Here is a 25,616-nt window from a genome sequence, read left to right as displayed (position 1 = left end):
CGCGTAGGCCGAGACAGGTTACCCTCATGCGCGTGAACGCTTCTGTGAATGCCGACCCCTACGCCGCGGCCGACGCCGCCGCCGCCCGCCTGCGCGAGCTGACCGGCGCCGAGACCCACGACGTCGCCCTGGTGATGGGCTCGGGCTGGGTGCCCGCGGCCGACGAGCTGGGCGTGGCGGACTATGAGCTGTCGATCACCGACCTGCCGGGCTTCCCGGCCCCGGCGGTGGAGGGCCACTCGGGCAAACTCCGCTCCGTGCGGATCGGCGGAGTGCGCGCCCTGATCTTCCTGGGCCGTACGCACCTGTACGAGGGCCGGGGCGTCTCCAGCGTCGTGCACGGAGTGCGCACGGCGGTGGCGGCCGGCTGCAAGACGGTGGTGCTCACCAACGGCTGCGGCGGCCTGCGCCCCGGTTACCTGCCGGGCCAGCCGGTGCTGATCAGCGACCACATCAACATGACGGCGACCTCGCCGATAGTGGGCGCGAATTTCGTCGACCTCACCGACCTGTACTCGCCGCGGCTGCGGACGCTGTGCCGCGAGATCGACCCGACCCTGGAGGAGGGCGTCTACGTCCAGCTTCCCGGGCCGCACTACGAGACCCCGGCCGAGATCGGGATGGTGCGGGCGATCGGCGGCGACCTGGTCGGGATGTCGACCACGCTGGAGGCCATCGCGGCCCGCGAGGCCGGCGCCGAGGTGCTGGGCATCTCGCTGGTCACGAACCTGGCCGCGGGCATGACGGGCGCGCCGCTCAACCACGAGGAAGTGCTGGAGGCGGGCCGCGAGTCCGCGACCCGGATGGGTTCGCTGCTCGGGCGCGTCCTCGGACGTCTGTAGGCACGTGGAGCCCGCGGGCGCGTAAAGCCGGGTGGACGGGCGGGGTAGTACGTAAAACTGACCCTGCCGGTGGAAACCGGCCCTGCCGCCCCGCGCGGCGGCATCGGCTGGAGGGGCGGGCCCTGGCGGCCCGACCCACGTGGAACGGAGAGCGGCATGGCGGGCGGAAACGGCGGGCGTGAGCTGGTGGAGCGCGCGCGCCAGTGGCTGGCGGAGGACCCGGACCCGGACACCCGCGCGGAGCTGGCGGGCGTCCTGGAGGCCGCGCAGGCGGGCCCGGACGACCCGGGCGGCGCGCAGGCGCTCGCGGATCTGGCGGACCGTTTCAGCGGCACGCTCCAGTTCGGCACCGCGGGCCTGCGCGGCGAGCTGGGCGCCGGGCCGATGCGGATGAACCGCGCGGTGGTGATCAGGGCCGCCGCGGGCCTGGCCGCGTATCTCGGGGAGCGCGCCGAGGACGCCCTGGTCGTGGTCGGCTACGACGCCCGGCACAAGTCGTACGACTTCGCGCGCGACACCGTGGCCGTGATGGTCGGCGCCGGGCTGCGCGCCGCGCTGCTGCCCTCGCCGCTGCCGACGCCCGTACTGGCCTACGCCATCAGGCACTTGGGCGCCGCGGCCGGGGTGATGGTGACCGCGAGCCACAATCCGCCGCAGGACAACGGCTACAAGGTCTATCTGGGCGACGGCTCGCAGATCGTGCCCCCGGCCGACGCGGAGATCGCCGAACGGATCGCCGCGGTGGGCGCGCTGGCCGATGTGCCGCTGGCGGCGGGCGGTTGGCGGGTGCTCGGCCCCGACGTGGTGGAGGCGTATCTGGCCCGCGCGGCGGGCGTGGTCGCCGAGGGCGGCGCGCGCGATGTGTCGGTGGTCTACACGCCGATGCACGGGGTGGGCCTGCGGACGCTGATGGCGGCCTTCTCCCGCGCCGGTTTCCCCGCGCCGACGCCCGTGTCCGAACAGGCCGAGCCCGACCCGGACTTCCCCACCGTGGCCTTCCCGAACCCGGAGGAGCCGGGGGCGATGGACCTGGCGTTCAAGTGCGCCCAGTCCGTCGGCCCCGACATCGTGATCGCCAACGACCCGGACGCCGACCGCTGCGCCGTCGCCGTACCGGACCGCGACTCCCCCGCGGGCTGGCGGACGCTGCGCGGCGACGAGTTGGGCGCGCTGCTCGCGGTGCACCTGGTGCGTACGGGCGCGGCTGTGGCCGGGCGCGACACGTTCGCGGCGAGCATCGTCTCGTCGTCGCTGCTGTCGAGGATCGCGGCGGGCGCGGGCCTGGCGTACCGGGACACGCTGACCGGCTTCAAGTGGATCGCCCGCGTCGAGGGCCTGCGGTACGGGTACGAGGAGGCGCTGGGCTACTGCGTCGACCCGGAGGGCGTACGCGACAAGGACGGCATCACGGCGGCGCTGCTGATCGCCGAGCTGGCCGCGACCCTCAAGCAGCACTCGCGCACGCTCACCGACCTGCTGGACGACATCGCGCTCGACCACGGTCTGCACGCCACCGACCAGCTCTCGGCGCGGGTCGCCGACCTCTCGCTGATCGCGGACGCGATGGCCCGGCTGCGCGATCGGCCGCCGGCCGCGCTCGCGGGCCTCGCGGTGACGTCGGCGGACGATCTGGCCGAGGGCAGCGAGCAGTTGCCGCCGACGGACGGGCTGCGCTACCACCTGGCGGGCGCCGGGACCGTCGAGTCGGCGCGGGTGGTCGTCCGGCCGAGCGGGACCGAGCCGAAGCTGAAGTGCTACCTGGAGGTCGTGGTGCCGGTCGCCTCGGCCGCCGATCTGGGCGCGGCGCGGCGTACGGCCGACGAGGTGATGGCCGCGCTGAAGGCGGATGTGGCGTCGGCGGCGGCTATTTGACGGCGCGTCACATCGCGTGCGGGTCGGGCCCGTTCAGTCGCGGGTCAGATAGCTGAAGCCGGTGTCGGGGCCCACACAGGTCTGGAGGGTGAGGTCGCCCCAGTAGAGGCCGTTGTCGGGGCCGCCCCTGCCGGGGTTGACGTAGGTGGCGTAGACGTGGAAGGACAGCGTGCCCCTCGGGGTGTCCAGGGTGACGCGGGTGCCGACCGGCAGCGGGGCGAGCTTGTCGTAGCCGCAGTAGTCGTGGCCGACGATGACGGAGGTCCGCATCTCGTAGCCGTCGGAGAGCGCCGGATCGGGTCCCGCGAACAGCACGGCCGCCCCGCACGCGTCGATGGTGGCCTGGTCGCCGCGCACGACGGGCCGTGACCAGTCGCCGATCCGCAACACCGTGGTGCCGGGCGGGTATTGACGCTCGGCGGCGGCCTTCTTCGGCGCGGCGGGTGCGCCGCGGGACGGGTTCGGCCCCGGCCGGGCGGCCGTCGTGGCGGGCGGCGGCGCGCCCGTCCGGGAGGGGGCGGCGGATGCCACGGCCCCCTTCGTGCCCTTCGCGGCCTCGGCCTTCCCGGTCGGCGGCGGGAAGGCCGGTGGGGTGCTCGCGGCCGGATCGGCGTACGGGTGCGGCCGGTTGGCGTCCCCGGCCGGTGACGCGGCGGACGGGTCGGGCACGGTAGGCGCGCTGGGCACGGCGGGCGCGGTGGGCGCGGACGGCCGCTGTACGGGGACGCGCGTACGGTCCGCGGCGGCCGGTGGGGTGTGCGCCGCCGGGTGGGCGCACGAGGTCAGGGCCGCGGCCATCACGGTGGCCACGGACGCGGTCAGCAGCGCGGGTGCGTACGGGCGGCACTGTGGGCTGCGCGGAGGTCGCACGGGGCGCCGCCGCTCAGCCGAACCGGCCGTTGACGTAGTCCGACGTGCGTGGGTCCTGCGGGCGGTTGAACATGTCGTCGGTCGGGCCGTGCTCCACGATCACGCCGGGCGTGCCCTGTTCGGCGAGGAAGAAGGCGCAGGAGTCCGAGACACGGGCGGCCTGCTGCATGTTGTGGGTGACGATGACGATGGTCACGTCGTCGGACAGCTCGCCGATGGTCTGCTCGATGCGCCGCGTGGAGGTCGGGTCGAGCGCGGAGCACGGCTCGTCCATCAGCAGCACGCGCGGCCGTACCGCCAACGACCGTGCGATGCACAGGCGTTGCTGCTGGCCGCCGGAGAGCGCGCCGCCGGGCTGCCGCAGCCGGTCGCGTACTTCCTTCCACAGCCCGGCCTTGGTCAGGCACTCCTCGACCAGGTCGTCGCGCTCGCCGCGCCCGGCCTTGACGCCGTTCATCTTCAGTCCGGCCAGCACGTTGTCGTAGATCGACATCGCGGGGAACGGGTTCGGCTTCTGGAACACCATGCCGATCTCACGGCGGGCGTGGGTGATCCGGCGGCCCCGGTCGTAGATGTCCTCGCCGTCGAGCAGGACCTGCCCGGCGAGCGAGGCGGTGCCGATCAGTTCGTGCATGCGGTTGAGGATGCGCAGGAAGGTGGACTTGCCGCAGCCGGAGGGGCCGATCAGCGCGGTGACGCGCTGTGCGGGCATGGTGAGCGACACCCGGTCGAGCACCTTGTGGTCGCCGAACCAGGCCGACACCTCACGGGCGTCGAGGGTCGCGGAACGGGAGGCGGAACGGGAATCGGAGCGGGGGCCGCCGCCGGTCGGCGGGTCGCCGGGGACGGGCGGCAGTACGACGGTCTCGTCAGTCGCTGACATCGTGTTCCTCATATGCGTCGGGTATGCGTCGGGGCGGTTCGTGGCGGGCTCGGTCCGAAAGCGGCTCAAGCGGTCAGGTCCCAGGCGGTCAGGTCCCAGGCGGTCCGGCCTCCAGCACGCCGGTCCCAAGTACGCCGGTCTCACAGCAGGTTGGGCAGCAGGCGGGTGGCCTCACCGGACAGGGCGACCACGACGGCGGCGAGCACCGGGACCGCGCAGATCCACGTCTGCCAGCGCCCCCAGCGCCGGTAGGTCCAGGTGACGGCGACCGCGACGAGCAGCAGCCCCTGCGTCCACAGCAGGATCGGCAGCCAGGCGGCCGGGTCACCGGCCAGCGGCTGCTCGGCCGCCGAGATGCCGCCGCCCGCCGCCGGGCCCGGCTGGACGTCGCTGACCAGTTCCGCGTCCACCCGCAGCACACCGTGCGGGGTGTAGAGGCCGCCGGTCGCGGTCATCAGGATCAGCCGGCCCTGTCCGGTGCCGGGCAGCGCGGGCGCCGGGTCGCCCGCGTGCCGCACCCCGGTCACCTGGTACCGCTGCTGGCCCTGGCCCGTCGTGACGGTGATCGGGTCCCCGGCCTTCAGCTCGTCGATGTGGTTGAACGGGCTGCCGTAGCCCCACTGACGGCCCATCACGATGCTGGTGCCCGGCTGGCCCGGCAGCGGGGTGTCCCTGCGGTGCCCAGGACCCGACCTGAGCACACCGGACGTCGTGCCCTGGAAGACGACCTCCTTGAGGCCGATCGCCTTGATGTGCAGCACCGCGACCGGCGAACCCAGCGGCACGGGCTCGCCCTTGTCGTCCAGACGGCCCACCGGGGCCGTGCCCTTGGCGAGTTGGGCGCGCAGGTCGGCGTAACCGGTCTGCTGGGCGCGGGCGTGCTCGACGTGGCCGAGCAGCGTGAGATTGACGACGAATCCGAGCAGCAGCGCGGCCAGCAGGGTCAGTGCCGCGCCCGGGATGACGAACCAGGCGGCGGGCGGCTGTTCGGCCGCCCGACCTTTCTGCGGCTCGGCCGGTTCCGGCGGCGGCCCGGCGGCCTCGCGGGACGGTGACAGTACGGCCACGGGTGGCGCTCCTTCGCGTGCGTGCGTTTCGCTGACGTGCTCGGACGGGGGGGTCGGCGCCGCGGTCTCGTACGCGGCCCCGACAGCGGTCGTACGGACCGGTCGTAGCGGTCGGTCGTAACGGCCGGTCGTACGGCGGCAGTACGGCCGGTCGCCGGGCGGCGGACGGTCGGAACCGCCCGCCGCCCGCCGCCCGGCGTACCGCGTACCGCGTACCGCGTACGGTCAGTCGCGCGGCGTCGGACCGAAGGTGAGCAACTTGCCGTCCCTGCGCACCCGGTAGGCGGCATAGCCGCCACCGGTCACCATCAGGAACGCCAGCACGCTCAGCGGGACGACACCGGTGGCTCCGGTGGCCGCCAGCGGGCCGTTGCCGCCGCCGGAGCCGCCCGACGTCCCCGACGAACCGCCGCTGGACAGACCGCCGTTGGCCGCGCCGCCGTCGGTCGACGTGCCTCCGCCGTCCGCGCCGCCGGTGTCGGTGGGAGTGTCGGTCGGGGTGTCCGTGGGCTCGTCGGTCGGGGTGTCCGTGGGCTCGTCGGTCGGCGAGGTGCCCGCGCCCGCCGTGAACGCGAACGTCTGCTTGATGCCGCTGGTCGCGCCGGTCAGCACCAGGGAGTGGCTGCCGTCGGCGAGGTCGGCGGGCAGGGTCACCGCGTAGTTGGCGATCTTGCCGCTGTTGTCGGCGGTCGCGTCGGCGGCGGCCGGGGACCCGTCCAGCGCGAAGGTGATCTTCTCGCCGTTCCCGCCCGTGGGGCCCGGCAGGAACCCCTCCGCGGTGACCTTGATCTTCTGGCCCTTGGTGAGCGCCGGGGTGTCGTGCAGTTCGGTCCCGGAGTCGTCGAGCACGGTCAGGTCGGGCTCGGCCACCACGGGATACGACACCCCGTTCTGGCTGGCGGCGAACTTGAGCGGGTCGCTGGGCGTGAACTGCGCCGAGAGCGTGATGACGCCGGGGTTGCCGATCCCTGGAATGCTCGCCGTCGCCACGCCGTTGACCAGCGGAATCATGTTCCCGCCGGTGACGGGCACGGCGCCCTGCTTGAAGGTCACGGTGCCTTCGGCGGTGTCCGGCGTTACGGTGGCCTTGAGGGTGATCTTCTTGTCCGCCACGGCCCGGCCCGCCGGGTCGACGGTGAGAACGACGGAGGTCGACGTCGGCGGGGTGACCGTCTTCACCGCCCAGTCGGAGCCGGTGATCTCGATGAACGTGGTGAAGGTCGGCAGGTCCCCGGCGGACGGGTCGGCGGACTTGCAGACCACGTCGATCGGATACGTGCCGTCGGCGAGTTCCACGCTTGACGCGTCGAACGCGGAGCTGATCGACCGGAGGATCGTGCCGTTGCCCCCCGAGGCCGGGAGCCGCGCGGTGATGGGGGCGGTCGAGAACGGGGCGCCGTTGGTCAAGTGGGTCGCCAGAAGCGACTCCGCGCCGTCGAGGACGATGTACACGCTCACGGCGTCCTGGTAGTTCGCGGGGCATGCCTGGTCGACCGAGACCGACGCGAAGGCCGGGGAGTCGTCGACGGTGCCGGCGGCGGGCGACAGCGTCACGTTCCCGGCCAGATCCGCGTTCGCGGTCCCCGCGGTGGTGAGGACCAGGGCCCCGGTGCCCAGGACCAGTGCGAGCACGCTCAGCAGCGCCGCGTGCATTCTTCGTTTCATGTCTCCTCGTCCCCTCGGGGATATGCGTCGGTCGTACGAGTCGTGCGGGTCGTGCGGTGGCGGTGCCGGTACTGCGGTGATGCGGTGCTCAGGTCGTGCGGTGGCGGTGCCGTTCCCGCCGTGTCACGGCGGCAGCCGGGCATCTGGACGATGCCCGGCCGGTGGTACGTCTGTGCTGGTCAGCGCTGTTTCGCGGTCACTTCGTGGTGAAGGTGAAGGAGACCTGGACGAAGCTGCACAGACCGGTGAGGGTCAGGGTGTGGGAGCCGCGGGCGATCAGCTTCGGCACCGTCAGGTCGTAGCCGGTGACCGAGCCCCGCGCGTCGGTCGCCACCGGGGCGAAGAGCGCGAGGGCGTTGGACACGAACGGCAGCACCTGCTCCTGGCTCTGCGGCAGGAAGCCCTGCGCGGAGACCTTGATGTGCTGTCCGGGGGTCAACTGCGGGCTGTCCCCGAGGGCGTTGCCGTCCGCGTCGGTCACCGTGACGGACGGCGCGTTGACGAACGAGTAGCTGAGGACCGAGTAGTCCTGCGCGTAGGCGAGTTGGTCGGCGGGGATGAAGACCGCGATGTAACTGCGGACGTTCGGCGCGGTGTTGGCCGGCGGCTGGAAGGTGGCCACGCCGTTCACGACCGGCACCGGGGTGTCGTACACGGTGACGCCGTTGTCCGCCTCGAACTGGACGGCTCCGGGCACGCCGCCCGCGACCTTCGCGGTGAGCGTGAAGGGCTTGCCGACCTGGACGTGGTGGGCCGGGTCGGCGCTGAGCCTGACGCTGGTGGCGACCGGGGCGGCGTGGCCGGAGACCTGCCAGGTGTCACCGGTCACGTCGATGAAGCCGGTGAACGTCGGGTGCTCGGGGAAGTTCGCCCGGTCGGCGTTCGCGCAGGTCACGTGGATCGGGTAGGTGCCGTCCGCCACCGGGACACTGGCGACGTCGAAGGCGGTGGCGATCGACCGGACGATGGTGCCGTTGCCCGACGCCTCCGGGACCTGCGCCGTGACCGGGGCCTTGGCGTACGGGGCACCGCCGGTCAGGTGGGAGGCCAGGAGCGACTCCCGGCCGTCCGGTACCACGAGCGACACCGTGAGGGCGTCCTGGTAGTTCGCCGGGCACGCCTTGTCGACCGACACCCGCGCGAACGGCGAGTCGTCGTCGATGCCGGTGCCGCGGGCGGTGAGGGTGACCGTGCCCGAAGTCGCCGTCGGAGTACCGGTGGTGGCGTCTGCGGTGGCCGCCCCCGCGAGCAGCGCGCCCGTGCCCATGGCCAGTGCGAGCGCGCCGACCAGAACGCCGCGCAGTCTTCGTCTCGTCATTGTCTTCTCTCCCCCTGAAGGAGTCCGGTGTGTACGTGGCACCGCGTCGCGGTGCCGGGAGCGGCCGGGCGCCCCCGAGGGACGCCCGGCCCGGCGGACGGTGGTCCGCCGCTGTGACGGGTCAGACGACGGGTCAGACGAGGTCGCGGCTGACCAGGGTGGTCGCGTTGCCGCAGTTGGTGTCGGTGCCGAAGCCGTACTTGTTGATCACCGTGGTGGTGGAGTCGTACTTGGCGGTGCACACCTTGGAGGCGCTGCCGACGAAGGTGTTCTTGATGAGCGTCTCGCCGGTCACCCGGCTGTCCGGGATGACGTTGTAGACCTCACGCGTGACCGGGAACGCGGTGTTGAGGTTCCCGCTCGCGTTCAGCGGCGCGGTGGAGTTGACGGTCTTGAGCACCGCGCCGTTGCGACGGTCGGTCACGCCCGGCAGGGAGCGGCCCTGCGCGATGTGCTGCGCGATCGAGAACGGCATGAGGTCGTTCGGGCCCTGGAGGGCGCTGCCGTTGTGCTCCTGGACGGCGGCGCCGTTCGCGGCGGTGTCCTTGACGCAGGACGGCAGGGTGGTGGCGTTGAAGCCCAGCGTCGAGGCCCAGAACTTGCGGGTGCCGGAACCGGCCTGCGGCACCAGCGGGTGGACGGTGACGCCGCCGATGGTCGGGTACGTGCCGGCCGGCAGCGGGTTGCCCGCCGTGTCCAGGCAGTTGTAGACCCGGGTCAGGTCGGACGTGGCCTTCTGGGCGTTCGTCAGGGAGGAACCGCCGGCCAGGTAGGTGAAGTTGGCGGGCAGGTTGGTGGTGGTCGCCGTCGCCGCCGTCACCGCGTCCACGGCGAACGGGATGAAGGTGAACTGGCCCGTGGCGTTGGGGGTGGAGGAGGACCGGGCGAAGTCGATGCAGTGGCTGCCGGCCGCGATGTCGGCGCGCAGCGCGTTGACACCGGCGCCCGAGCCGTCGGGGCGGGTGACCGACGCACAGGTGGTGTCCCGCGTCGAGATCGTGGAGGAACCGGTGGCGTCGTAGGACGCGATCAGGTTGCCGTCCGAGGAACCGGTCGGGTTCGGGTCGGCGATCTTGTTGCCGAGGCCGTTGAGCACGTCCTGCGTGGTGTCGGAGCCGACCGCGACGAGCGTGCGGTGGACACCGGCCGCCGGGTCGGCCTGAGCCGTACCGGCCACGATGGTGACACCGAGGGTCGCGGTACCGACCACGATCGCCGCCCGCTTGGCGAATTTCACGTTCACTGTATTTCCTCCGAGTCGATGCGGATGGAATTTCCAGACGTGTGACACGCAAGGAGAATTAATAATTCCCCCCAAAAGACCTGACCTGTCGGTCCGGCCATGAATGATCCTGCCGATCCCCCCAAGAAGTGGCAACCAAAATTACCGCCCCGCAAAAGTGAACAACGGGTATTCCAAATTCTCTTTTATTTTCCTTCCAAGGGGCGCCCAAGTACCCGTCACACCGGTTTCCTGCCGCGGACGACGCCCGCGCGCATCAGCAGGGGCCCGGCCAGGGAGCCCGCGATGCCCGCGATGAGGACGATCAGCAGCACCCAGCGGACGGCGCCGAGAATCGCCTGGGGGGTGGTGCCGCCGGTCTGGGCGACGTTGCTGACGGGGGGCGAGGCGGCGGGTCCGCCGGTGGAGCCCTTGGTCGTACCGGCCGCGGGGGCCGACGACGACGGGGACGCGGGCGGTGCGCCGCCCGGACCCGGTCCCCCGCCGGTCGCCCCGTGGCCGGCGTCGCCGCCCGTACCGCCGCCGGTCGTTCCCGTACCGCCGGGGCCGGAGCCGGAACCGCCGTTGGAGGACGTGTCACCCGGTCCCGTGGCCGGGGGCACACCGGCGATCAGCGCGGACGCGGCCGTGAGGGCCTGTTCGCGCAGGGTGGCGGTCAGGGGTGCGTAGCCGAGCGGCAGCAGGCCGAAGCCGATGCCCTGTCGCTGGCCGGAGCCCGCCGCGTACCGGATCAGCGCGGCGTAGGTCTTGCGGTCGGCGGCGTCCAGCGAGGTGGAGGCGGCGGCGTAGGTGACGGTGGTGAGCGGGTAGGCGCCCGGTGTCTTCGCGGAGGGGTCCGCGTCCAGGACGCCCGGGGCCTTGGCCGCCTTCATCCCGTTCACCGCCCTGGTCATCGAGTCGACCGTCGGGGCGACGAACTGGCCGTCGGCGTTGAGGAGTTCGGCGGTGCCGAGCCGGTAGCGGGCGGCGCTGGCCGCGTCCGTCAGGCCCATGATGAAGTTCGAACCCGCGGGCTGCGTCTCGGCCTTCGTCAGCGCCGGGGGCGTGGACGTGGGGTTGAAGCCGGTGATGCCGCCGTTGTTGGCCTTGCGGACCGTCCTGGCGTCGTCGCTCAGACCGCTGCCGTACGGGTTCACGCCGACGGCCGTCAGCCGGATGTCGGGGAAGCGGCTGTCGGGCGCCCACACCGTCGGGTCCGGCTTGTCGAAGCCGGACGGCGGGGTGCTGACCGGTGCCAGCTCCAGGAAATACGGATTGATGACCGTGCCCCACGGGTCGGGTTTTCCGGAAAGGAAGCTGCGCGCGTCGGGGTCGGAGAGCAGCCATTTCCACAGCTGCCCCGCCGAATCGCTCGCGCCCTGCGGGACCCCGATACCGAATCCGCAGGAACTGCCCACGGGGTAGGGCACACCGGCGTTGAGCCGCGCGAATTCGGGGTCGCGCTCGATACCGAACGGGTTCTTCGCCGGAAGTCTGCCGCGCGGGAAGTCGTTGCCCGGCAGGTCGCACTGGTAGGACTCGGTGAGCATCTTCGCCACGAGCCGCGCGTTCAGCCGTATCCGGGGCACCTGTTGGGACGATCCGGCCACCTGGACGCTGTAGCCGATGACGAGCCCGGAGACCGCGACCGGCGCGTGGACGACCGGTGCCACGTCCGGCTGGGGCAGCACCGGGTTCTCGATGAAGGCGAGTCCGGCCGAGCCCGTGCCGGGGCTGCTGACCTGCGTACGGGAGAAGTCCTCGAGCTGCGGAACGTATCCGTAGGTGACCTTCTGCGAGGTGCACAGGGTCGGCGCCCAGGAGCTCATCGCCTCGAAGATCATCTCGGAGCCGATGGTGGGCTGTTCGTCCTGGCCGATCGGGCAGGGCGAGTCGGTCGGGGCGAAGTCGAGGCGGAACACGATGCGTTGGGCCCAGTTCCCCGCGGACAGCGGGGAGCTGATCAGTCCGTTGGGCGGCGGCGCTTCGGAGCCGTCGGGTTCGTGGGTGCCGCGGGGCACGACCACGAGCCAGCACGGCTCGGGCGCCTGACCGGTCCTCGCCACCGTGCCGCACCCCAGGATCGGCGAGGTGTCCGCGTCCTCCGCCTGGAAGATCGTCTGGCCGCTGCCGTCGACGCCGGTCGTGGCGAGGTCCTGCTCATTGGTCGCGTACTGCGTGAAGAACTGGTTGACGTCGGTCGAGCTGGCGCCCTTCACCGTGGTGAAGGGCACGGTGTGCTGCGCCGGCTCCAGCGGGTCCAGATTGCCCACGCTCCGCCCGACGTTGAGCACGCCCGTGTTCGGCGGCGGGTTCCCGTACTCGCACTGCTCCGGGGTCGGGCCGGTCGCCGCGTCACCCCAGCACTGCATGAGCTGGAGGTAGTTGCCCGCGTTGTTGGGCGAGCTCTTCACCCCGCCCGCCCATGAGACCTTCAGTCCCTGCGTCCGCAGATTCCTCGTCTGCTCGACCGTCACCCTCAGGTGCGAGAAGTCGTCGTAGGGACCCTTGGTGCCGGGCTTGGTGACGGCGGAGCCGGTGTCCGTGCCGGTGTCCGCGTGGGCCTGTCCGCCGCCCGCCGACGGCGGCAGCAGGGTCAGGCCGACGGCGGCGAGCAGCGAGGTGAGGAGCGCGCCGAGGCGGACCGACAGGACGCGGCCTCGGGCGGCTCCGGGGTGGTTACGCGCGGCCATCACGCCTCCCGTTCCTGGTCAGCCGCCTGGCGAGGGTGGGCGGGGCGAGGACGACCAGCAGCAGCGCCAGGGCGGAGAGCCCCATGAGCCAGGTCCGCATGCCCCAGAAGGTCTCGTTGCCGACGCCGACGCTGGAGGCGACGATGTCCTGGTTGCCGCCGGTGCCGCCGGAGTCGCCCGCGGGCAGTCCGGTGTCGGGGTCGACGCTCTGGCCGGTGCCGCCCGTGGCGGTCGTACCGCCGGTGGCGGCGCCGCTCGTACCGGCCGTGGTGCCGCCGGACGTGGTGCCCGTACCGCCGCTCGCGCCCGCCGTGGTGCCGGACGAGCCGCCGCCCGTACCGCCGGAACCGCCCTTGCTCCCACCGGAGTTGCCGCCGTTGGAGCCGCCGCCGGAGGCGGCGTTGGCCTGCGGCTTGACCGAGGTGGGCTGCCTGGACGCGCCGCCCGTGCCGTCGGAGCACTGCTGCGTGCCCTGCCGGTCGCACGCCTTGGGGAACGGCGCGTTCTTGGCCAGGGTGTTGGTGCCGTCGCTGGAGAAGGTCGGATTGTGGCAGCCCGCCAGATTGATGGTCTGGGCCTGCACACCGGGGACGCGTTTGAGCTGGTCGAATCCGGCCTGCACGAGGTTCTTCGGCAGCGGCGAGAAGCCCAACGGCTGTGCCTGCGACTGGCCTTGGCACAGGAAGTAGTAGCCGAACGCGCCGAGCGTTCTGCCCTTGTCCTCGGTCAGCGGCGAGTCCAGCGAGGTCGGCAGGATCATGTAGCTGTAGCTGGACAGCGGATACGTCCGCGCGTCCTGGTACGCGTAGACCTTGTCGAGGATCTGCGTCAGATACTGCGAGGAGTTCTCGTCCTGGTTGATCTGCGCCTGGGTCAGCGCCACGGCGACGTTGGAGGCGGTGGGCTCGGTGTAGTAGCCCTTGGCGTTGAGCACCTTGGCGACCGGGAAGCCGGTGGTGACCGCGTAGGAGTACTCGACGTAGGTGATGGCGCCCTCGGCGTAGTTCTGCCGGGTGTAGCCGGACACGCCGAGCGAGCCGGACTGGGCGATGAAGCCGGAGCCGGGGATCACCGGGTAGTACGACGTCAGGCCGCACGGGGTGGGCTTGTTGGCGCGCTTGCAGTAGTCGTTCCACACCGCGCCCTGCTGCTTGGACATCCACAGCGTGAACTGGGCGGTGGTGCCCGAGCCGTCGGAGCGCACCACCGGGATGATCTTGCGGGGCGGGAGGGTGAGGCCGGGGTTGTCGGCGGCGATCTGCCGGTCGGACCAGTTGGTGATCCGGCCGGTGAAGATCTTGGCGACCGTGCCGCCGCTCAGCCGCAGATTGGTGACCCGCTTGCCGCCGATCTTCAGGTTGTACATGAAGGCCGTGCCGCCCGCGACGATCGGCATGTACGCGTAACCGCGCTTGGGCGGAGGTTCGCGCACCCCGAACTCGGTCATGCCGTAAGGGATTTCGGACACCGCGAAGTCGACGGTGCCGTTGGTGAACTGCTGGCGGCCGTCGGACGAGCCGCTGCCCGTGTAGTCGACGGTCATCCCGTACTTCTTGACGCTCGCCCGCCACTGGTCGACGGCGTTCTGGCTCCAGGTCGAGCCGGCGCCGCTGATCCTCGCGTACGAGTCGGCCTTGGCCGGCGGTGCCTGGCCGAGGAACAGCAGCGAGACCAGCAGCGCGGCCATCGCCCCCGCTGCCGCCCTCGCCGCCCTCACCGCCCTGAGGCCCGTCCAGCCGATCCTCTTCACGATCCGTCAACTCCCTGTGCAGGTTGGATTGTTGTCGTGCGGAAGGCCGGGGCGGCCGACGCCGACGAGTAGCCGTCGCGCGCCGCGGCGCGCTCGGTGAAGCGGCGTGTGTCCCGGCGGGAGGCGACGACCCTGCGGTGGGTGCCGCGCCTGCTCAACTGGCCCGCGTCGCGCCCGCCGAGGACCCGGGCGAGGGCGAAAAGCACCAGGACGAGCACCAGCAGCACCGACGCCGCGCCGAACCCGCGCGCGATCATGGTGGGTTGGGGGGACTTCACGAACTCGAAGGTCGCGAGCGGCAGCGACACCATCGGGTTCTGCGAGGGGTCGTAGTTGGTGCTCGCGCCGAAGCCCGCCGTCAGCAGGACGGGAGAGGTCTCGCCGATGCCGCGGGCGGTGCCGAGGATGACCGCGGTGGTCAGCCCCGACCGGGCGGTGGGCAGCACCACATGCCATACGGTCCGCCAGCGCGGCGACCCCAGCGCGTACGACGCCTCGCGCAGGGTGCCGGGCACCAGGCGGATCACCACGTCGGAGGCGCGGATGATGATCGGCAGCATCATCACGGAGATGGCCAGCGACGCCGCGAAGCCCGACTTGGGGACGTTCAGCGCGAGGATCACGGTGGCGTAGATGAACAGACCGGCCACGATCGACGGCAGCGCGGTCATCGCCTCGACGACCGTACGGACGAAACGCGCGTAGCGTCCGGGCACCTCGTTGAGGAACACCGCGCACAGCAGTCCCGCCGGGACGGTGAGGACCAGGGCGATGCCGATCTCGATCAGCGTGCCGACCACGGCGTGCTTGATGCCGCCCGCGCTCAGCGGGTCGAGCGGCCCGGTGACGGACATGTCCCGGGTGAAGAAGTTCAGGTGCGGTATCGCCCTGCGGCCGGACCACAGCGTGTAGACGACGACGAACAGCAGCGCGACCAGCAGCAGCACCGCGATGCTGTGGACCACGGCGGAGGCGATCTTGTCCCGCACCACCGGGCCGTCCTCGTCGAAGGAGACCAGCAGCGCGTACAGCGCGATGAACAGCGCGTACCAGAAGACGACGAAGCCGAGGGCCCCGCTGAAGGGGGCGATCCTGGCGAAGAACAGCCAGGTGAGGGAGAGGGAGGCGGCTGCCGAGCCGAGCAGTCCGAGCAGGTCGGTCTGGCGGACGGTGGAGGTGGAGCGCCGGCGTTCCGCTGCCGCGGGGGGCGGGCCGGGGATGACGGTGCCGGTGCCGGGGGCCTTCGTGGCCGGGTGCGCCGGGGCCGGGTGCGCCGGGACGGTGGCGGTCCCGGCGGATTCCGGCGCCGTGGTGACGGAGTCCGGTGCGTCCGTGGTCATACGAGGGGGTCTCCTGGTTCCGCCGATCGCTCGGCCTACGGCGTGCGTGCGGCTGACGGATGCGGGCTGACGGCTGCGGGCTGACGGTGGGGCGGCGGCTCGGCGGCTCGGCTACTGGGCGGCTTGGCTGTCGGCTGCTCGGCGGCTACTCGGCGGTGGCGCCGGACCGGCTGCGGGCGACGATCGACGAAGCGGCGAAGTTGACCACCAGCGTCATGAGGAAGAGGGCCAGACCCGCGGCCATCAGCGCGGACATGCCCAGCGGGCTGGCCTCGCCGTACCGCAGCGCGATCAGCGACGAGACGGAGCTGGTGCCGCTCTGGAGGATGTGCGGCTGGATGACGAAGATCGGCGAGATGACCAGGTAGACGCCGATGGTCTCGCCGAGCGCGCGGCCCAGGCCGAGCATGGTGCCGCCGATCATGCCGCCCATGCCGTACGGCAGGACGACCGAGCGGATCATGCCCCAGCGGGTCGCGCCCAGCGCGTACGCGCCCTCCCGCTCCCCCACCGGGGCCTGCGAGAACACCTCGCGGATGATCGAGCAGATGATCGGGGTGACCATCATGGCCACGACGATTCCGGCGACGAAGGTGGACGCGGTGTAGACGGTCGCGGTGGCGAGCGGGTCGTGCGGGTCGGCGCCGTCCACGTGGAAGAGCGGGATCCAGCCGAAGTACGTCGACAGCCAGCGGGCCAGGCCGATCACCTTGCCCTGGAGGAAGAACAGCCCCCACAGGCCGTAGACCACCGACGGCACGGCGGCCATCAGGTCCACGGTGCTGACCAGCGTGCGGCGCAGCCTGGCGGGGGCGTACTCCGAGATGTACAGCGCCGTGCCGATCGCCATCGGCACCGCGATGACGATCGCGACCGCCGCGATCAGCACCGTGCCGATGATGACCGCCGCGATGCCGAAGTGCCCGGCGTCCGGGTCCCATTCGGCGGTGGTCAGGAACGCCGGAACGCCCACCTTGCGCAGCGCCTGCCACGCCCGGTACAGCAGGAATCCGCCGACCAGCAGCATCACGACGAGCACCAGGCTGCCGCCGCCGCGCGCCACTGCCCTGAACACCCGGTCGGGCAGCCCCGAGTCGGCGTGCAGCCGCCGGGCGCTGTCGGCTCCGGGCCCGTCACCCTGGTCCGGCTCGCCGGTTCTCGCCAGTGTTCGCATCGTCACGCATTGACGCTCATGGTCCGCGATGGCCGCATTCGCAAGCCGATGTGAACGACAGCACCCGTAGGGGCAACTTCGGTTTCCGTACGGAATCACGTGGGCCGTACAGCCGTACGGGTCGGGGGCGGCGGGCGGGGCGGGGCGCGGGGCGGACGCGGGGCGCGGGGGCCGGGCGGGCGGGCGGGCGGGGAAACACGGCGGCCACGTCCCGCCGCGCGTCGGCGCGGCACGGAACGTGGCCGTTGAGGTTCTTCGGTCAGCTCGCGTCGTCCCAGGGCACGGATTCGGCGGCGCCGAGCCCGAGCAGTGTCAGACGGAACCGGTCGTACGCGGCCTGGCACGTCGAGTGGCGCTCGTACGCCCGCGCCGACACGGCCTGCACACGACCCTCACTGTCCCGTAACCGCCAGATCCATCCATTGGACTCGGCGGCGTGCTGTACTCCGCCCGCCAGTCCCTCCGCGCTCTCGCACAGCCCCTCGAAGGACGCCCTGCACGCGGCGTCGTCCGGATACGCGTTCGCCCCGAGAGCGATCACCCGACCGTTGTTCGCCGTCAGTCGCCACGAGTGCCACCCGTTCTCGTCGATGTCGATCTGACACCGTGTCCCCACCACACTGGCCCCACCGATCTCTCCTGCCATCTGCCGCAACCCCACCCCTGATGACCTCTTTGTCGCCCCACGTCGAGGAAGGCCGCACGCGCGGTAGATCGTGCGGCACGGGCAATGTATGTGGCCTCAGATAATTGAGGGTTGTCTCACAGGTTGCCCACGGCATCCTTCACCGCGAAGTTGCCCCTTGTTCACGGACGGTCGCTAGGGGTGACGTTCGCAGGGCGCGCAGGGCGGCGCGGCGGCCTTCGCAGAGCTCAGGGGGCCTCGGGGGGAGGGTCAGCCGCCGATGGCGAGGAGGACGACGAGGACGACGAAGCCGGCGACGGCCGGGGCGATGACCTCGTAGGCCCAGCGGATCTCGGGCTTCGGGGGCTCGGAGCCGTCGTCGGCGCCGTGCCGCTCCTTGAGCTCGCGCAGCTCGTGGATGGCCTGGTCGGAGGGCGAACGGTAGGCGCCGTCGTCGTCGACCGGGAGGCCGGGGCGCGGCTTGCGGCGCGGGGGCGCGCCGAAGGGGTCGTCGCCCGCCGCCTTGGCGCGCATCTGCTGCTTGGTCGCGCGCTTGCGCGCGCGCAGCGAGACCGGGATCGCCCAGATCTGGTACTTCTTGCCGCCCGCGAACAGCTCGTTCGAGAACGACGCGCGCAGCGACTCGACGCCGGCCCACGCCACCGAGATCGTCCTGAACGGGTTGCGGACCTTGAGCCGCTGCTCACCGGCGTAGACGGCGGGCCGCAAGGTGAACGCCACGATCAGCGGGATCGCCAGCAGCAGTGAGGCCAGCGCCAGCCACGGCGCGTGTCCCTTGCCGTGCACCACGGCGTCGCCGCCCAGCCACAGCGCGAGCACCAGCAGCAGCACACCGGCGCACAGTCCGGCCACCGAGCGGTAGACCCGGTCGGGGTACTGCGGTGTCCCGCCTGCCGGGTCGGGCGTGGTGGCCTGCGCGGCCGGGCGGTTGTGGTGGCTCGTCATAATCCCCGATTCTGCCCCACCGAGCCGCCGCCCTCGCCCCCCGCCCTGTTGCGTTCCCGCATCTTTCCCCCAAACCCGCACTTCCCGCCAGGCGCGCGGGGAACTGCGCGAGCAACCCACCACCGGCCGGTGACCGGAAAACAACCGGACTGCCCAGCCGGGGCCGGTGGCGACCTGCGCGAAGCGCCATGGCTGGCCGCGCAGTTCCCCGCGCCCCTCAAACGATCGGCCCGCCGCCCGGGCGAAAGGGGGCCCGCCCCGCCAGGGGCGCGAGGAACCGCGCGAGCAACCCACCACCGGCCGTTGGCCGGGAAACAACCGTGCTGCCCCGCCGGGGCCGGTCGCGACCTGCGCGGAGCGCCATGGCTGACCGCGCAGTTCCCGCGCCCCCCAAAAAGATCGGCCCGCCGCCCAAGGCGAGAAGCGTTCAGAGGGGAGCCCCGGGAGATCGGGGGCCGTCGAGGGTGGGGGAACCCTCGCCCGGAGGGGGGTGGCGGGTTGCTACGCGCGTAGATATGCTGAGGTGGTGACCATGTCTTCGCCGCCGCCTACGCCGGTAGTCCCCGCCTATGATCCCGATGCCGCGCGCCGTACGGCGACAATGTCGGATGTGACCGCTTCGGACAGCGCCCTGCGCCGCTTCCTGCACGGACTGCCGGGGGTGGACGCGGTGGGCCTGGAAGGGCGGGCGGCGTCGCTCGGCACACGGTCGATCAAGACGACGGCGAAGGCGTACGCCATCGACCTGGCGATCTCGATGATCGACCTGACGACGCTGGAGGGCGCGGACACGCACGGCAAGGTCCGGGCGCTGTGCGCGAAGGGCGTGCGTCCCGATCCGACCGACCGCACGACCCCGAAGGTCGCGGCGATCTGCGTGTACCCCGACATGGTGGCGACGGCCAAAAAGGCCCTGGGCGACTCCGGCGTGCACGTCGCCTCGGTGGCGACGGCCTTCCCGGCCGGCCGGGTCGCGCGCGACGTGAAGCTGGCCGACACCGCCGACGCGGTCGCGGCCGGCGCGGACGAGATCGACATGGTGATCGACCGCGGCGCGTTCCTGTCCGGCCGCTACATGGACGTCTTCGAGGAGATCCGCGCCGTCAAGGAGGCGTGCGCCCGCCCCGACGGCGAGAGCGCCGCCCACCTGAAGGTGATCTTCGAGAACGGCGAGCTGGCGACGTACGACAACATCCGCCGCTGCTCCTGGCTGGCGATGCTGGCGGGCGCGGACTTCATCAAGACCTCGACCGGCAAGGTCGCGGTCAACGCGACCCCCGCGAACACCCTGCTCATGCTGGAAGCGGTCCGCGACTTCCGCGCGGCCGTCGGCGTACAGGTCGGAGTGAAGCCCGCGGGCGGCATCAGGACCTCCAAGGACGCCGTGAAGTACCTGGTGATGGTCAACGAGACGCTCGGCGACGACTGGCTGTCCCCCGACTGGTTCCGCTTCGGCGCCTCCAGCCTGCTCAACGATCTGCTGATGCAGCGTCAAAAGCTCAGCACCGGCCGGTACTCCGGTCCCGATTACGTGACGGTGGACTGAAAACCATGACCGACCAGAGCACCGACCAGAGCACCGGCCAGAGCACCGGCCAGCCCGGCGTGCGGCCCGGCCGGAATCCCGGCCAGCGACCCGGCCAGAAATTCGCGTACGCGCCCGCGCCCGAGTCGCGGTCCGTCGTCGACATCGCGCCTTCCTACGGCCTGTTCATCGACGGCGAGTTCACCGCCGCCGCCGACGGCACCGTCTTCAAGTCCGTCTCGCCGTCCAGCGAGGAAGTCCTCGCCGAGGTCGCGCGCGCGGGCGAGGCGGACGTGGACCGCGCGGTGAAGGCGGCCCGCAAGGCGTTCGAGAAGTGGTCCGCGCTGCCGGGCGCCGAGCGCGGCAAGTACCTCTTCAGGATCGCCCGCATCATCCAGGAGCGCTCCCGCGAACTGGCGGTGCTGGAGTCGCTGGACAACGGCAAGCCGATCCGCGAGACCCGCGACGTCGACCTCCCGCTGGTCGCCGCGCACTTCTTCTACTACGCGGGCTGGGCCGACAAGCTGGCGTACGCGGGCTACGGCCCCGACCCGCGCCCGCTCGGCGTGGCCGGCCAGGTCATCCCGTGGAACTTCCCGCTGCTGATGCTGGCCTGGAAGATCGCCCCGGCGCTGGCCGCGGGCAACACGGTGGTGCTCAAGCCCGCCGAGACCACCCCGCTGTCCGCGCTGTTCTTCGCCGACGTCTGCCGCCAGGCGGGCCTCCCGCGCGGTGTCGTCAACATCCTGACGGGGTACGGGGACGCGGGCGCGGCCCTGGTCGCGCACGAGGGCGTGGACAAGGTCGCCTTCACCGGCTCCACCGGGGTCGGCAAGGCCATCGCCCGTACGGTCGCGGGCACGGACAAGAAGGTCACGCTGGAGTTGGGCGGCAAGGCGGCGAACATCGTCTTCGACGACGCCCCGGTCGACCAGGCCGTCGAGGGCATCGTCAACGGCATCTTCTTCAACCAGGGCCATGTCTGCTGCGCGGGCTCCCGGCTGCTGGTTCAGGAGTCGGTGCAGGACGAGGTGCTCGACGCGCTCAAGCGGCGGATGGCGACGCTGCGGGTCGGCGACCCGCTGGACAAGAACACCGACATCGGCGCGATCAACTCGGCCGAGCAGTTGGCCCGGATCACCGCGCTGGCGCAGGCCGGTGAGGAGGAGGGCGCCGAGCGCTGGGCCCCGGCGTGCGAACTGCCCGACGCCGGTTACTGGTTCGCGCCGACGCTGTTCACCGGCGTCACCCAGGCGCACCGCATCGCCCGCGAGGAGATCTTCGGCCCGGTCCTGTCGGTGCTGACCTTCCGCACCCCGGCCGAGGCGGTCGAGAAGGCCAACAACACCCCGTACGGCCTGTCCGCGGGCATCTGGACCGAGAAGGGCTCGCGCATCCTGTCGATGGCGAACAAGCTCCGGGCCGGTGTGGTGTGGGCGAACACGTTCAACAAGTTCGATCCGGCCTCCCCCTTCGGCGGCTACAAGGAGTCCGGTTACGGCCGCGAGGGCGGTCGGCACGGCCTGGAGGGGTACCTCGATGTCTGACGTCCGCGACGCTCGGCTGAGCGTGTTCAAGACCTACAAGCTGTACGTCGGGGGCAAGTTCCCCCGCAGTGAGAGCGGTCGGGTGTACGAGGTGACGGACTCCAAGGGCGGCGCCTGGCTGGCCAACGCGCCGCAAGCGTCCCGCAAGGACGCGCGGGACGCGGTGGTCGCCGCCCGCAAGGCCGTGTCCGGCTGGTCGGGCGCGACCGCGTACAACCGCGGGCAGGTGCTGTACCGGGTCGCGGAGATGCTGGAGGGGAGGCGCGAGCAGTTCGTCCGCGAGGTCGCGGAGGCCGAGGGGCTCTCCAAGACGAAGGCCGGGGCCGCCGTCGACGCCGCCGTCGACCGCTGGGTCTGGTACGCGGGCTGGACCGACAAGATCGCCCAGGTGGTAGGGGGCGCCAACCAGGTGGCCGGTCCTTACTTCAACCTCTCGACGCCCGAGCCGACCGGTGTGGTCGCCGTCCTGGCTCCCCAGGACTCGTCCTTCCTCGGCCTCGTCTCGGTCCTCGCCCCGGTGATCGCCACCGGCAACACCGCCGTGGTCGTCGCCTCCGAGCGCTCGCCGCTGCCCGCGCTCTCCCTCGGCGAAGTCCTCGCCACCTCCGACGTGCCGGGCGGCGTCGTCAACATCCTCTCCGGCCGCACCTCCGAGATCGCCGCGCCCCTCGCCGCCCACCAGGACGTCAACGGCCTCGACCTCACCGGCGCCGACGCGGACCTCGCCGCCGAGTTGGAGCGGGGCGCGGCCGACAACTTGAAGCGGGTGCGCCGTCCGGCGCCGGAGGACTGGGGGACGGACCCCGGTCTCTCCCGCCTCACCGCGTGGCTCGAGACCAAAACCGTCTGGCACCCCATCGGCGCCTGACGGCTCCCCCGCAGGGGCGCGAGGAACTGCGCGACAAGCCACGACGTGCGTGCACGTCACCACCCGCCCCGGCGGGGCAGATCGGTGGTCTCCGGACCACCGGCCGGTGGGGGCGGGCAGCGCAGTTCCCCGCGCCCCTGAAAAAACCGGCCTGCCGTCCCCGGCAAAGGAACCGCTCAGTGCGGGAGGAGTCCCGTGACAGGTCCCACCAGGGGAAGCGTGCCGAGGGAGCCCCCGTTGGTGATCGGAGCGGTCACGGCGGAGGTGGAGACGGGGTGGAAATCGGCGACCTGGGAGCCGACGGCGTTGTCGAGCGGGTCGACACCAGTGTTGCTCAACGGATCGATCGTGAGGTCGCGGACGGGGGCGACGCCCGCGCCGAGTGCGCCGGTGACGTACTGGGTGGGGAGCGCGGAGGTGACGTCGGACGTCGGGAGGGCGTCGGTGGCGCTCTGGGCCGCCGCGAGGGGATCGGCGGCGGCGACACCGGCCGGTACGACGACGGCGGCCGCGGCGGCGGTGAGGGTCAGGGCGAGGGCGGTACGGAGCGAGGGCATGGACCGGTTCCTGTCGACGGGAGTCTTCCTGGCGCAGCGTAACGCAATGACCGCGCAGGGTAGTTGTCCTACGGCGGGTCGTCCCCCGGCCGGGGATACGGGACAATTGTTCTCCGTGAGTTCATCCCCGGTGTCGCTTCGCTCCCGTGTGATCCTGCTGACCGGCCCCTCGGGGTCCGGCAAATCGTCCCTCGCCACCCGTGCCGGACTGCCGGTGCTGGCCCTCGACGACTTCTACAAGGCGTGCGACGACCCGACGCTGCCCGCCCTGCCCAGCGGCGCGGGCACCGACTGGGACGCCCCGGGTTCGTGGAACGCGGACGCGGCGCTCGCGGCCGTGGCCGCGCTCTGCGCGGACGGCGCCGCCGACACCCCGGTCTACGACATCGCGACGAGTTCGGTCACCGGCCGTACCCGCCTCGACCTCGGCGGGGCGCCCGTCTTCGTCGCCGAAGGCATCTTCGCCGCCGAGATCGCCGAGCGCTGCCGGGAGCTGGGGCTGCTCGCGGACGCGCTGTGCCTGCGCGGACGCCCGACGACGACGGCGCGCCGGCGTTTCGTACGGGATCTGCGCGAGGCGCGGAAGTCGGTGCCGTTCCTGGTCCGCAGGGGCTGGAACCTCATGCGCGCGGAACGCGCGATCGTGGCCCGTCAGACCGCTCTCGGCTGCCACCCCTGCGGCCGTGACGAGGCGCTGGAACGTATCGCCGCGGCCGTCACCCCCGCGCCCCCGCTGCCCCGCGTCCCGGCCGAGGCGTAACGCCGTAGAGCTATAAAGCCGCAAAGCTGTAGAGCTGTACGGCAGCGGACGTACGACAGGGCCGGACGGCATTCCCCTGGCCGTCCGACCCTGCTCCCCCGTACCCCCCCGGTACCCCCCCGTTTCCCCCCTGCTCCCCCGTGTCCCCCCGACCGGCCCCCGTACCGGCGTGTGGAAATCCTTGGCCTTGAGCCGGGCCTCGGACGGCCCTCAGGCGACCAGTTCGCCGAAGGCGTCCTCCTCGTCGCGGCCGAAGCTCAGGGCCTCGTCGTCGCGCATGCGGCGCAGGGAGCGCCAGATGCTGCTCTTGACGGTGCCGACGCTGATCCCGAGGATGTCGGCGATCTCGGGGTCGGTGCGGCCCTCGTAGTAGCGGAGCACGAGCATGGTGCGCTGCTGCTCGGGCAGCCGGGCGAGCGCCTGCCACAGGACGGCGCGCAGTTCGGTGCCGCCCATCTCGTCGGTGTCGCCGACCGTCTCGGGCAGCTCCTCCGTCGGGTACTCGCTGAGCTTGCGCCGCCGCCAGGCGCTGATGTGCAGATTGGTCATGGTGCGCCGCAGGTAGCCGCCGACGGCCGCCTTGTCGCTGATCCGGTCCCAGGCCCGGTAGGTGGAGAACAGGGCGCTCTGGAGCAGGTCCTCGGCCGCGAAGCGGTCCCCGGTGAGGTGGTACGCGGTCGCGTAGAGCGACGCGCGGCGCTCCTGGACGTAGGCGGTGAAGGCCGCTTCGGCCTCGGCCCGCGCCGGGGTGCGGGCGGCGGCGCCGTCGAAGGTGCCGGACGGCTGGTCGGCGGTGGTCGCGGACGGTACGGGCTTCGCCTGGTGCTCGGCGCCGCTGTCGACCGCTGCCATGAACGGCGGGCGGTGCCGGGCGCTCGTCGGGTACGAGGTGCCGCGTACGGCGCCGCGGACGTACCCCCGTCCGTTCGCGGCGCCGGACTTCTCCGTGGTGCGGACGGCGCAGGTCCCCGTGGAGTGCGCCGAGTGCGTGTGCGTCGCATGAACCGCGGTGTCGGTGGTGATGTGCAGTGTGTTCATGTCCCGCCCCCGTCGTTGGAACCTGATGCGTGGTCTTCGGCGTCGCATCCGGTACGGCGTGCGCTCTTCCGATGTGACAACAGACTGCCGGGCCAGTTTCATGACGCTGTCCGCCGAGTGTCACAGGCCCGTCACAGAGGCCGCGCGCCGCGTGACCGGCCGGTCGGCCCGGGTGCGGCACCGCCGGTCAGCAGGTCACGAGCAGGTCACGCGGACAGGGTCATGTCAGGGCGGAAGGTCCCCGCACTTCATGCGGACGCCGTCGTTAGGCAACAATGACCGGCGTGCCTTTCCTGTTGCTTATCGAGGATGACGACGCCATCCGTACGGGCCTCGAACTCGGCCTGTCCCGTCAGGGTCACCGCGTGGTGGCCGCTGCGACGGGCGAGGACGGCCTGAAGCTGCTCAAGGAGCAGCGCCCCGACCTGATCGTGCTGGACGTGATGCTGCCGGGGATCGACGGGTTCGAGGTGTGCCGGCGCATCCGCCGTACCGACCAGCTCCCGATCATCCTGCTCACCGCGCGCAGCGACGACATCGACGTGGTGGTGGGGCTGGAGTCCGGGGCCGACGACTACGTGATCAAGCCGGTGCAGCCGCGGGTGCTCGACGCCCGCATCCGGGCGGTGCTGCGGCGCGGCGAGCGGGACAGCACCGACTCCGCGGCCTTCGGCGCGATCGTCATCGACCGCAGTGCCATGACGGTGACGAAGGACGGCGAGGACCTTCAGCTCACGCCGACCGAGCTGCGCCTGCTGCTCGAACTGAGCCGCAGGCCGGGACAGGCGCTGTCCCGGCAGCAGTTGCTGCGTCTGGTGTGGGAGCACGACTACCTCGGTGACTCGCGTCTCGTCGACGCGTGTGTGCAGCGGCTGCGCGCCAAGATCGAGGACGTGCCGTCGTCACCGACCCTGATCCGTACGGTCAGAGGCGTGGGATACCGCCTGGACACGCCCCAGTGACATCGCGGTTCGGCGACGGGAACGGCGGGCACGGCGGGCAGGAACGGCACGACCGGCAGGACCGGCACGACG

At 71.9% G+C, this 25,616-nt stretch carries 21 protein-coding genes; 7 read left to right on the top strand and 14 right to left on the bottom strand.

The window, feature by feature from the left end; genetic code table 11:
- The first annotated feature begins 26 nt into the window (after positions 1-26).
- Both ACIO6U_RS34010 and ACIO6U_RS34005 read left to right on the top strand, forming a co-directional pair.
- Entirely contained in the window at positions 27-842 is an 816-nt protein-coding gene (locus ACIO6U_RS34010; RefSeq protein ID WP_391050561.1) for a purine-nucleoside phosphorylase, read from the top strand.
- 156 nt (positions 843-998) lie between these two features.
- Entirely contained in the window at positions 999-2,714 is a 1,716-nt protein-coding gene (locus ACIO6U_RS34005; RefSeq protein ID WP_401725027.1) for a phospho-sugar mutase, read from the top strand.
- A 33-nt stretch (positions 2,715-2,747) separates the two neighbouring features.
- On the opposite strand, the gene ACIO6U_RS34000 is transcribed toward ACIO6U_RS34005, so the two are convergent.
- The 12 genes from ACIO6U_RS34000 to ACIO6U_RS33945 form a co-directional block, all read right to left on the bottom strand.
- Positions 2,748-3,584 carry a hypothetical protein gene (locus tag ACIO6U_RS34000; protein ID WP_401725024.1) on the bottom strand — a complete coding sequence of 279 codons (837 nt, stop codon included), beginning with the start codon at positions 3,582-3,584 and terminating at the stop codon, positions 2,748-2,750.
- Between the two features lie 13 nt (positions 3,585-3,597).
- Positions 3,598-4,467 (bottom strand): phosphate ABC transporter ATP-binding protein, encoded by an 870-nt coding sequence (locus ACIO6U_RS33995; protein WP_401725022.1) that lies wholly within the window; start codon positions 4,465-4,467, stop codon positions 3,598-3,600.
- Between the two features lie 140 nt (positions 4,468-4,607).
- Entirely contained in the window at positions 4,608-5,534 is a 927-nt protein-coding gene (locus ACIO6U_RS33990; RefSeq protein WP_355336918.1) for a class E sortase, read from the bottom strand.
- Between the two features lie 225 nt (positions 5,535-5,759).
- Complete coding sequence (locus ACIO6U_RS33985; protein WP_401725019.1) at positions 5,760-7,199, bottom strand: hypothetical protein; 1,440 nt, start codon at positions 7,197-7,199, stop codon at positions 5,760-5,762.
- A 196-nt stretch (positions 7,200-7,395) separates the two neighbouring features.
- Complete coding sequence (locus tag ACIO6U_RS33980; RefSeq protein ID WP_401725016.1) at positions 7,396-8,517, bottom strand: hypothetical protein; 1,122 nt, start codon at positions 8,515-8,517, stop codon at positions 7,396-7,398.
- A 133-nt stretch (positions 8,518-8,650) separates the two neighbouring features.
- Positions 8,651-9,760 (bottom strand): hypothetical protein, encoded by a 1,110-nt coding sequence (locus ACIO6U_RS33975; RefSeq protein ID WP_355336915.1) that lies wholly within the window; start codon positions 9,758-9,760, stop codon positions 8,651-8,653.
- A 218-nt stretch (positions 9,761-9,978) separates the two neighbouring features.
- Entirely contained in the window at positions 9,979-12,432 is a 2,454-nt protein-coding gene (locus ACIO6U_RS33970; RefSeq protein ID WP_401725013.1) for a hypothetical protein, read from the bottom strand.
- Positions 12,419-14,182 (bottom strand): phosphate ABC transporter substrate-binding protein PstS, encoded by a 1,764-nt coding sequence (locus tag ACIO6U_RS33965; RefSeq protein WP_401725010.1) that lies wholly within the window; start codon positions 14,180-14,182, stop codon positions 12,419-12,421. The genes ACIO6U_RS33970 and ACIO6U_RS33965 overlap by 14 nt, the downstream gene beginning before the upstream one ends.
- Positions 14,179-15,522: a phosphate ABC transporter permease PstA gene (gene pstA / locus ACIO6U_RS33960; protein ID WP_401725007.1), complete on the bottom strand. Its 1,344-nt coding sequence runs from the start codon at positions 15,520-15,522 to the stop codon at positions 14,179-14,181. Before pstA ends, ACIO6U_RS33965 begins: the two co-directional genes overlap by 4 nt.
- Before the next feature lie 145 nt (positions 15,523-15,667).
- Positions 15,668-16,696, bottom strand: coding sequence for a phosphate ABC transporter permease subunit PstC (gene pstC / locus ACIO6U_RS33955; RefSeq protein ID WP_355337214.1), 1,029 nt, complete (start codon positions 16,694-16,696; stop codon positions 15,668-15,670).
- Positions 16,697-16,955: 259 nt separating this feature from the next.
- Positions 16,956-17,342, bottom strand: coding sequence for a hypothetical protein (locus ACIO6U_RS33950; protein WP_355336911.1), 387 nt, complete (start codon positions 17,340-17,342; stop codon positions 16,956-16,958).
- A gap of 249 nt (positions 17,343-17,591) precedes the next feature.
- On the bottom strand, positions 17,592-18,287 hold the full coding sequence (locus ACIO6U_RS33945) for a PH domain-containing protein (RefSeq protein ID WP_355336910.1): 696 nt from the start codon (positions 18,285-18,287) through the stop codon (positions 17,592-17,594).
- Between the two features lie 601 nt (positions 18,288-18,888).
- Here ACIO6U_RS33945 and deoC point away from each other — a divergent pair.
- The 3 genes from deoC to ACIO6U_RS33930 are packed head-to-tail and all read left to right on the top strand — an operon-like array spanning position 18,889 to position 22,227.
- Positions 18,889-19,833 carry a deoxyribose-phosphate aldolase gene (deoC, locus tag ACIO6U_RS33940; protein ID WP_401725003.1) on the top strand — a complete coding sequence of 315 codons (945 nt, stop codon included), beginning with the start codon at positions 18,889-18,891 and terminating at the stop codon, positions 19,831-19,833.
- Between the two features lie 5 nt (positions 19,834-19,838).
- Complete coding sequence (locus ACIO6U_RS33935; RefSeq protein WP_355336908.1) at positions 19,839-21,359, top strand: aldehyde dehydrogenase family protein; 1,521 nt, start codon at positions 19,839-19,841, stop codon at positions 21,357-21,359.
- Positions 21,352-22,227 (top strand): aldehyde dehydrogenase family protein, encoded by an 876-nt coding sequence (locus tag ACIO6U_RS33930; RefSeq protein WP_391123310.1) that lies wholly within the window; start codon positions 21,352-21,354, stop codon positions 22,225-22,227. Before ACIO6U_RS33935 ends, ACIO6U_RS33930 begins: the two co-directional genes overlap by 8 nt.
- Before the next feature lie 176 nt (positions 22,228-22,403).
- On the opposite strand, the gene ACIO6U_RS33925 is transcribed toward ACIO6U_RS33930, so the two are convergent.
- Positions 22,404-22,784: a hypothetical protein gene (locus tag ACIO6U_RS33925; protein ID WP_355336906.1), complete on the bottom strand. Its 381-nt coding sequence runs from the start codon at positions 22,782-22,784 to the stop codon at positions 22,404-22,406.
- Between the two features lie 115 nt (positions 22,785-22,899).
- Here ACIO6U_RS33925 and ACIO6U_RS33920 point away from each other — a divergent pair, with 115 nt between their 5' ends.
- The gene (locus tag ACIO6U_RS33920) at positions 22,900-23,544 is read left to right on the top strand and encodes an ATP-binding protein (protein WP_401724998.1); all 645 of its coding nucleotides are present in this window, start codon (positions 22,900-22,902) and stop codon (positions 23,542-23,544) included.
- 210 nt (positions 23,545-23,754) lie between these two features.
- On the opposite strand, the gene ACIO6U_RS33915 is transcribed toward ACIO6U_RS33920, so the two are convergent.
- Positions 23,755-24,582 (bottom strand): SigE family RNA polymerase sigma factor, encoded by an 828-nt coding sequence (locus tag ACIO6U_RS33915; RefSeq protein WP_391163304.1) that lies wholly within the window; start codon positions 24,580-24,582, stop codon positions 23,755-23,757.
- Between the two features lie 284 nt (positions 24,583-24,866).
- Here ACIO6U_RS33915 and ACIO6U_RS33910 point away from each other — a divergent pair, with 284 nt between their 5' ends.
- Positions 24,867-25,544 (top strand): response regulator, encoded by a 678-nt coding sequence (locus ACIO6U_RS33910; RefSeq protein ID WP_188279231.1) that lies wholly within the window; start codon positions 24,867-24,869, stop codon positions 25,542-25,544.
- Positions 25,545-25,616 lie beyond the last annotated feature (72 nt).

Origin of the sequence: Streptomyces sp. NPDC087422, assembly GCF_044744145.1 — a bacterium.
GTDB lineage: Bacteria > Actinomycetota > Actinomycetes > Streptomycetales > Streptomycetaceae > Actinacidiphila.
Note: the sequence above shows the minus strand (reverse complement) of the source record. Positions and strands in the feature narration are given on the sequence as shown.

Coding starts and splice junctions, on each gene's coding strand:
- pstA (WP_401725007.1), bottom strand. CDS start 15,522: ATGACCACGGACGCACCGGACTCCGTCACCACGGCGCCGGAATCCGCC.
- ACIO6U_RS33995 (WP_401725022.1), bottom strand. CDS start 4,467: ATGTCAGCGACTGACGAGACCGTCGTACTGCCGCCCGTCCCCGGCGAC.
- deoC (WP_401725003.1), top strand. CDS start 18,889: ATGTCGGATGTGACCGCTTCGGACAGCGCCCTGCGCCGCTTCCTGCAC.
- ACIO6U_RS33980 (WP_401725016.1), bottom strand. CDS start 8,517: ATGACGAGACGAAGACTGCGCGGCGTTCTGGTCGGCGCGCTCGCACTG.
- ACIO6U_RS33950 (WP_355336911.1), bottom strand. CDS start 17,342: ATGGCAGGAGAGATCGGTGGGGCCAGTGTGGTGGGGACACGGTGTCAG.
- ACIO6U_RS34010 (WP_391050561.1), top strand. CDS start 27: ATGCGCGTGAACGCTTCTGTGAATGCCGACCCCTACGCCGCGGCCGAC.
- ACIO6U_RS33930 (WP_391123310.1), top strand. CDS start 21,352: ATGTCTGACGTCCGCGACGCTCGGCTGAGCGTGTTCAAGACCTACAAG.
- ACIO6U_RS33970 (WP_401725013.1), bottom strand. CDS start 12,432: ATGGCCGCGCGTAACCACCCCGGAGCCGCCCGAGGCCGCGTCCTGTCG.
- ACIO6U_RS33915 (WP_391163304.1), bottom strand. CDS start 24,582: ATGAACACACTGCACATCACCACCGACACCGCGGTTCATGCGACGCAC.
- ACIO6U_RS33925 (WP_355336906.1), bottom strand. CDS start 22,784: ATGCCCTCGCTCCGTACCGCCCTCGCCCTGACCCTCACCGCCGCCGCG.
- pstC (WP_355337214.1), bottom strand. CDS start 16,696: ATGCGAACACTGGCGAGAACCGGCGAGCCGGACCAGGGTGACGGGCCC.
- ACIO6U_RS33935 (WP_355336908.1), top strand. CDS start 19,839: ATGACCGACCAGAGCACCGACCAGAGCACCGGCCAGAGCACCGGCCAG.
- ACIO6U_RS33985 (WP_401725019.1), bottom strand. CDS start 7,199: ATGAAACGAAGAATGCACGCGGCGCTGCTGAGCGTGCTCGCACTGGTC.
- ACIO6U_RS34005 (WP_401725027.1), top strand. CDS start 999: ATGGCGGGCGGAAACGGCGGGCGTGAGCTGGTGGAGCGCGCGCGCCAG.
- ACIO6U_RS33945 (WP_355336910.1), bottom strand. CDS start 18,287: ATGACGAGCCACCACAACCGCCCGGCCGCGCAGGCCACCACGCCCGAC.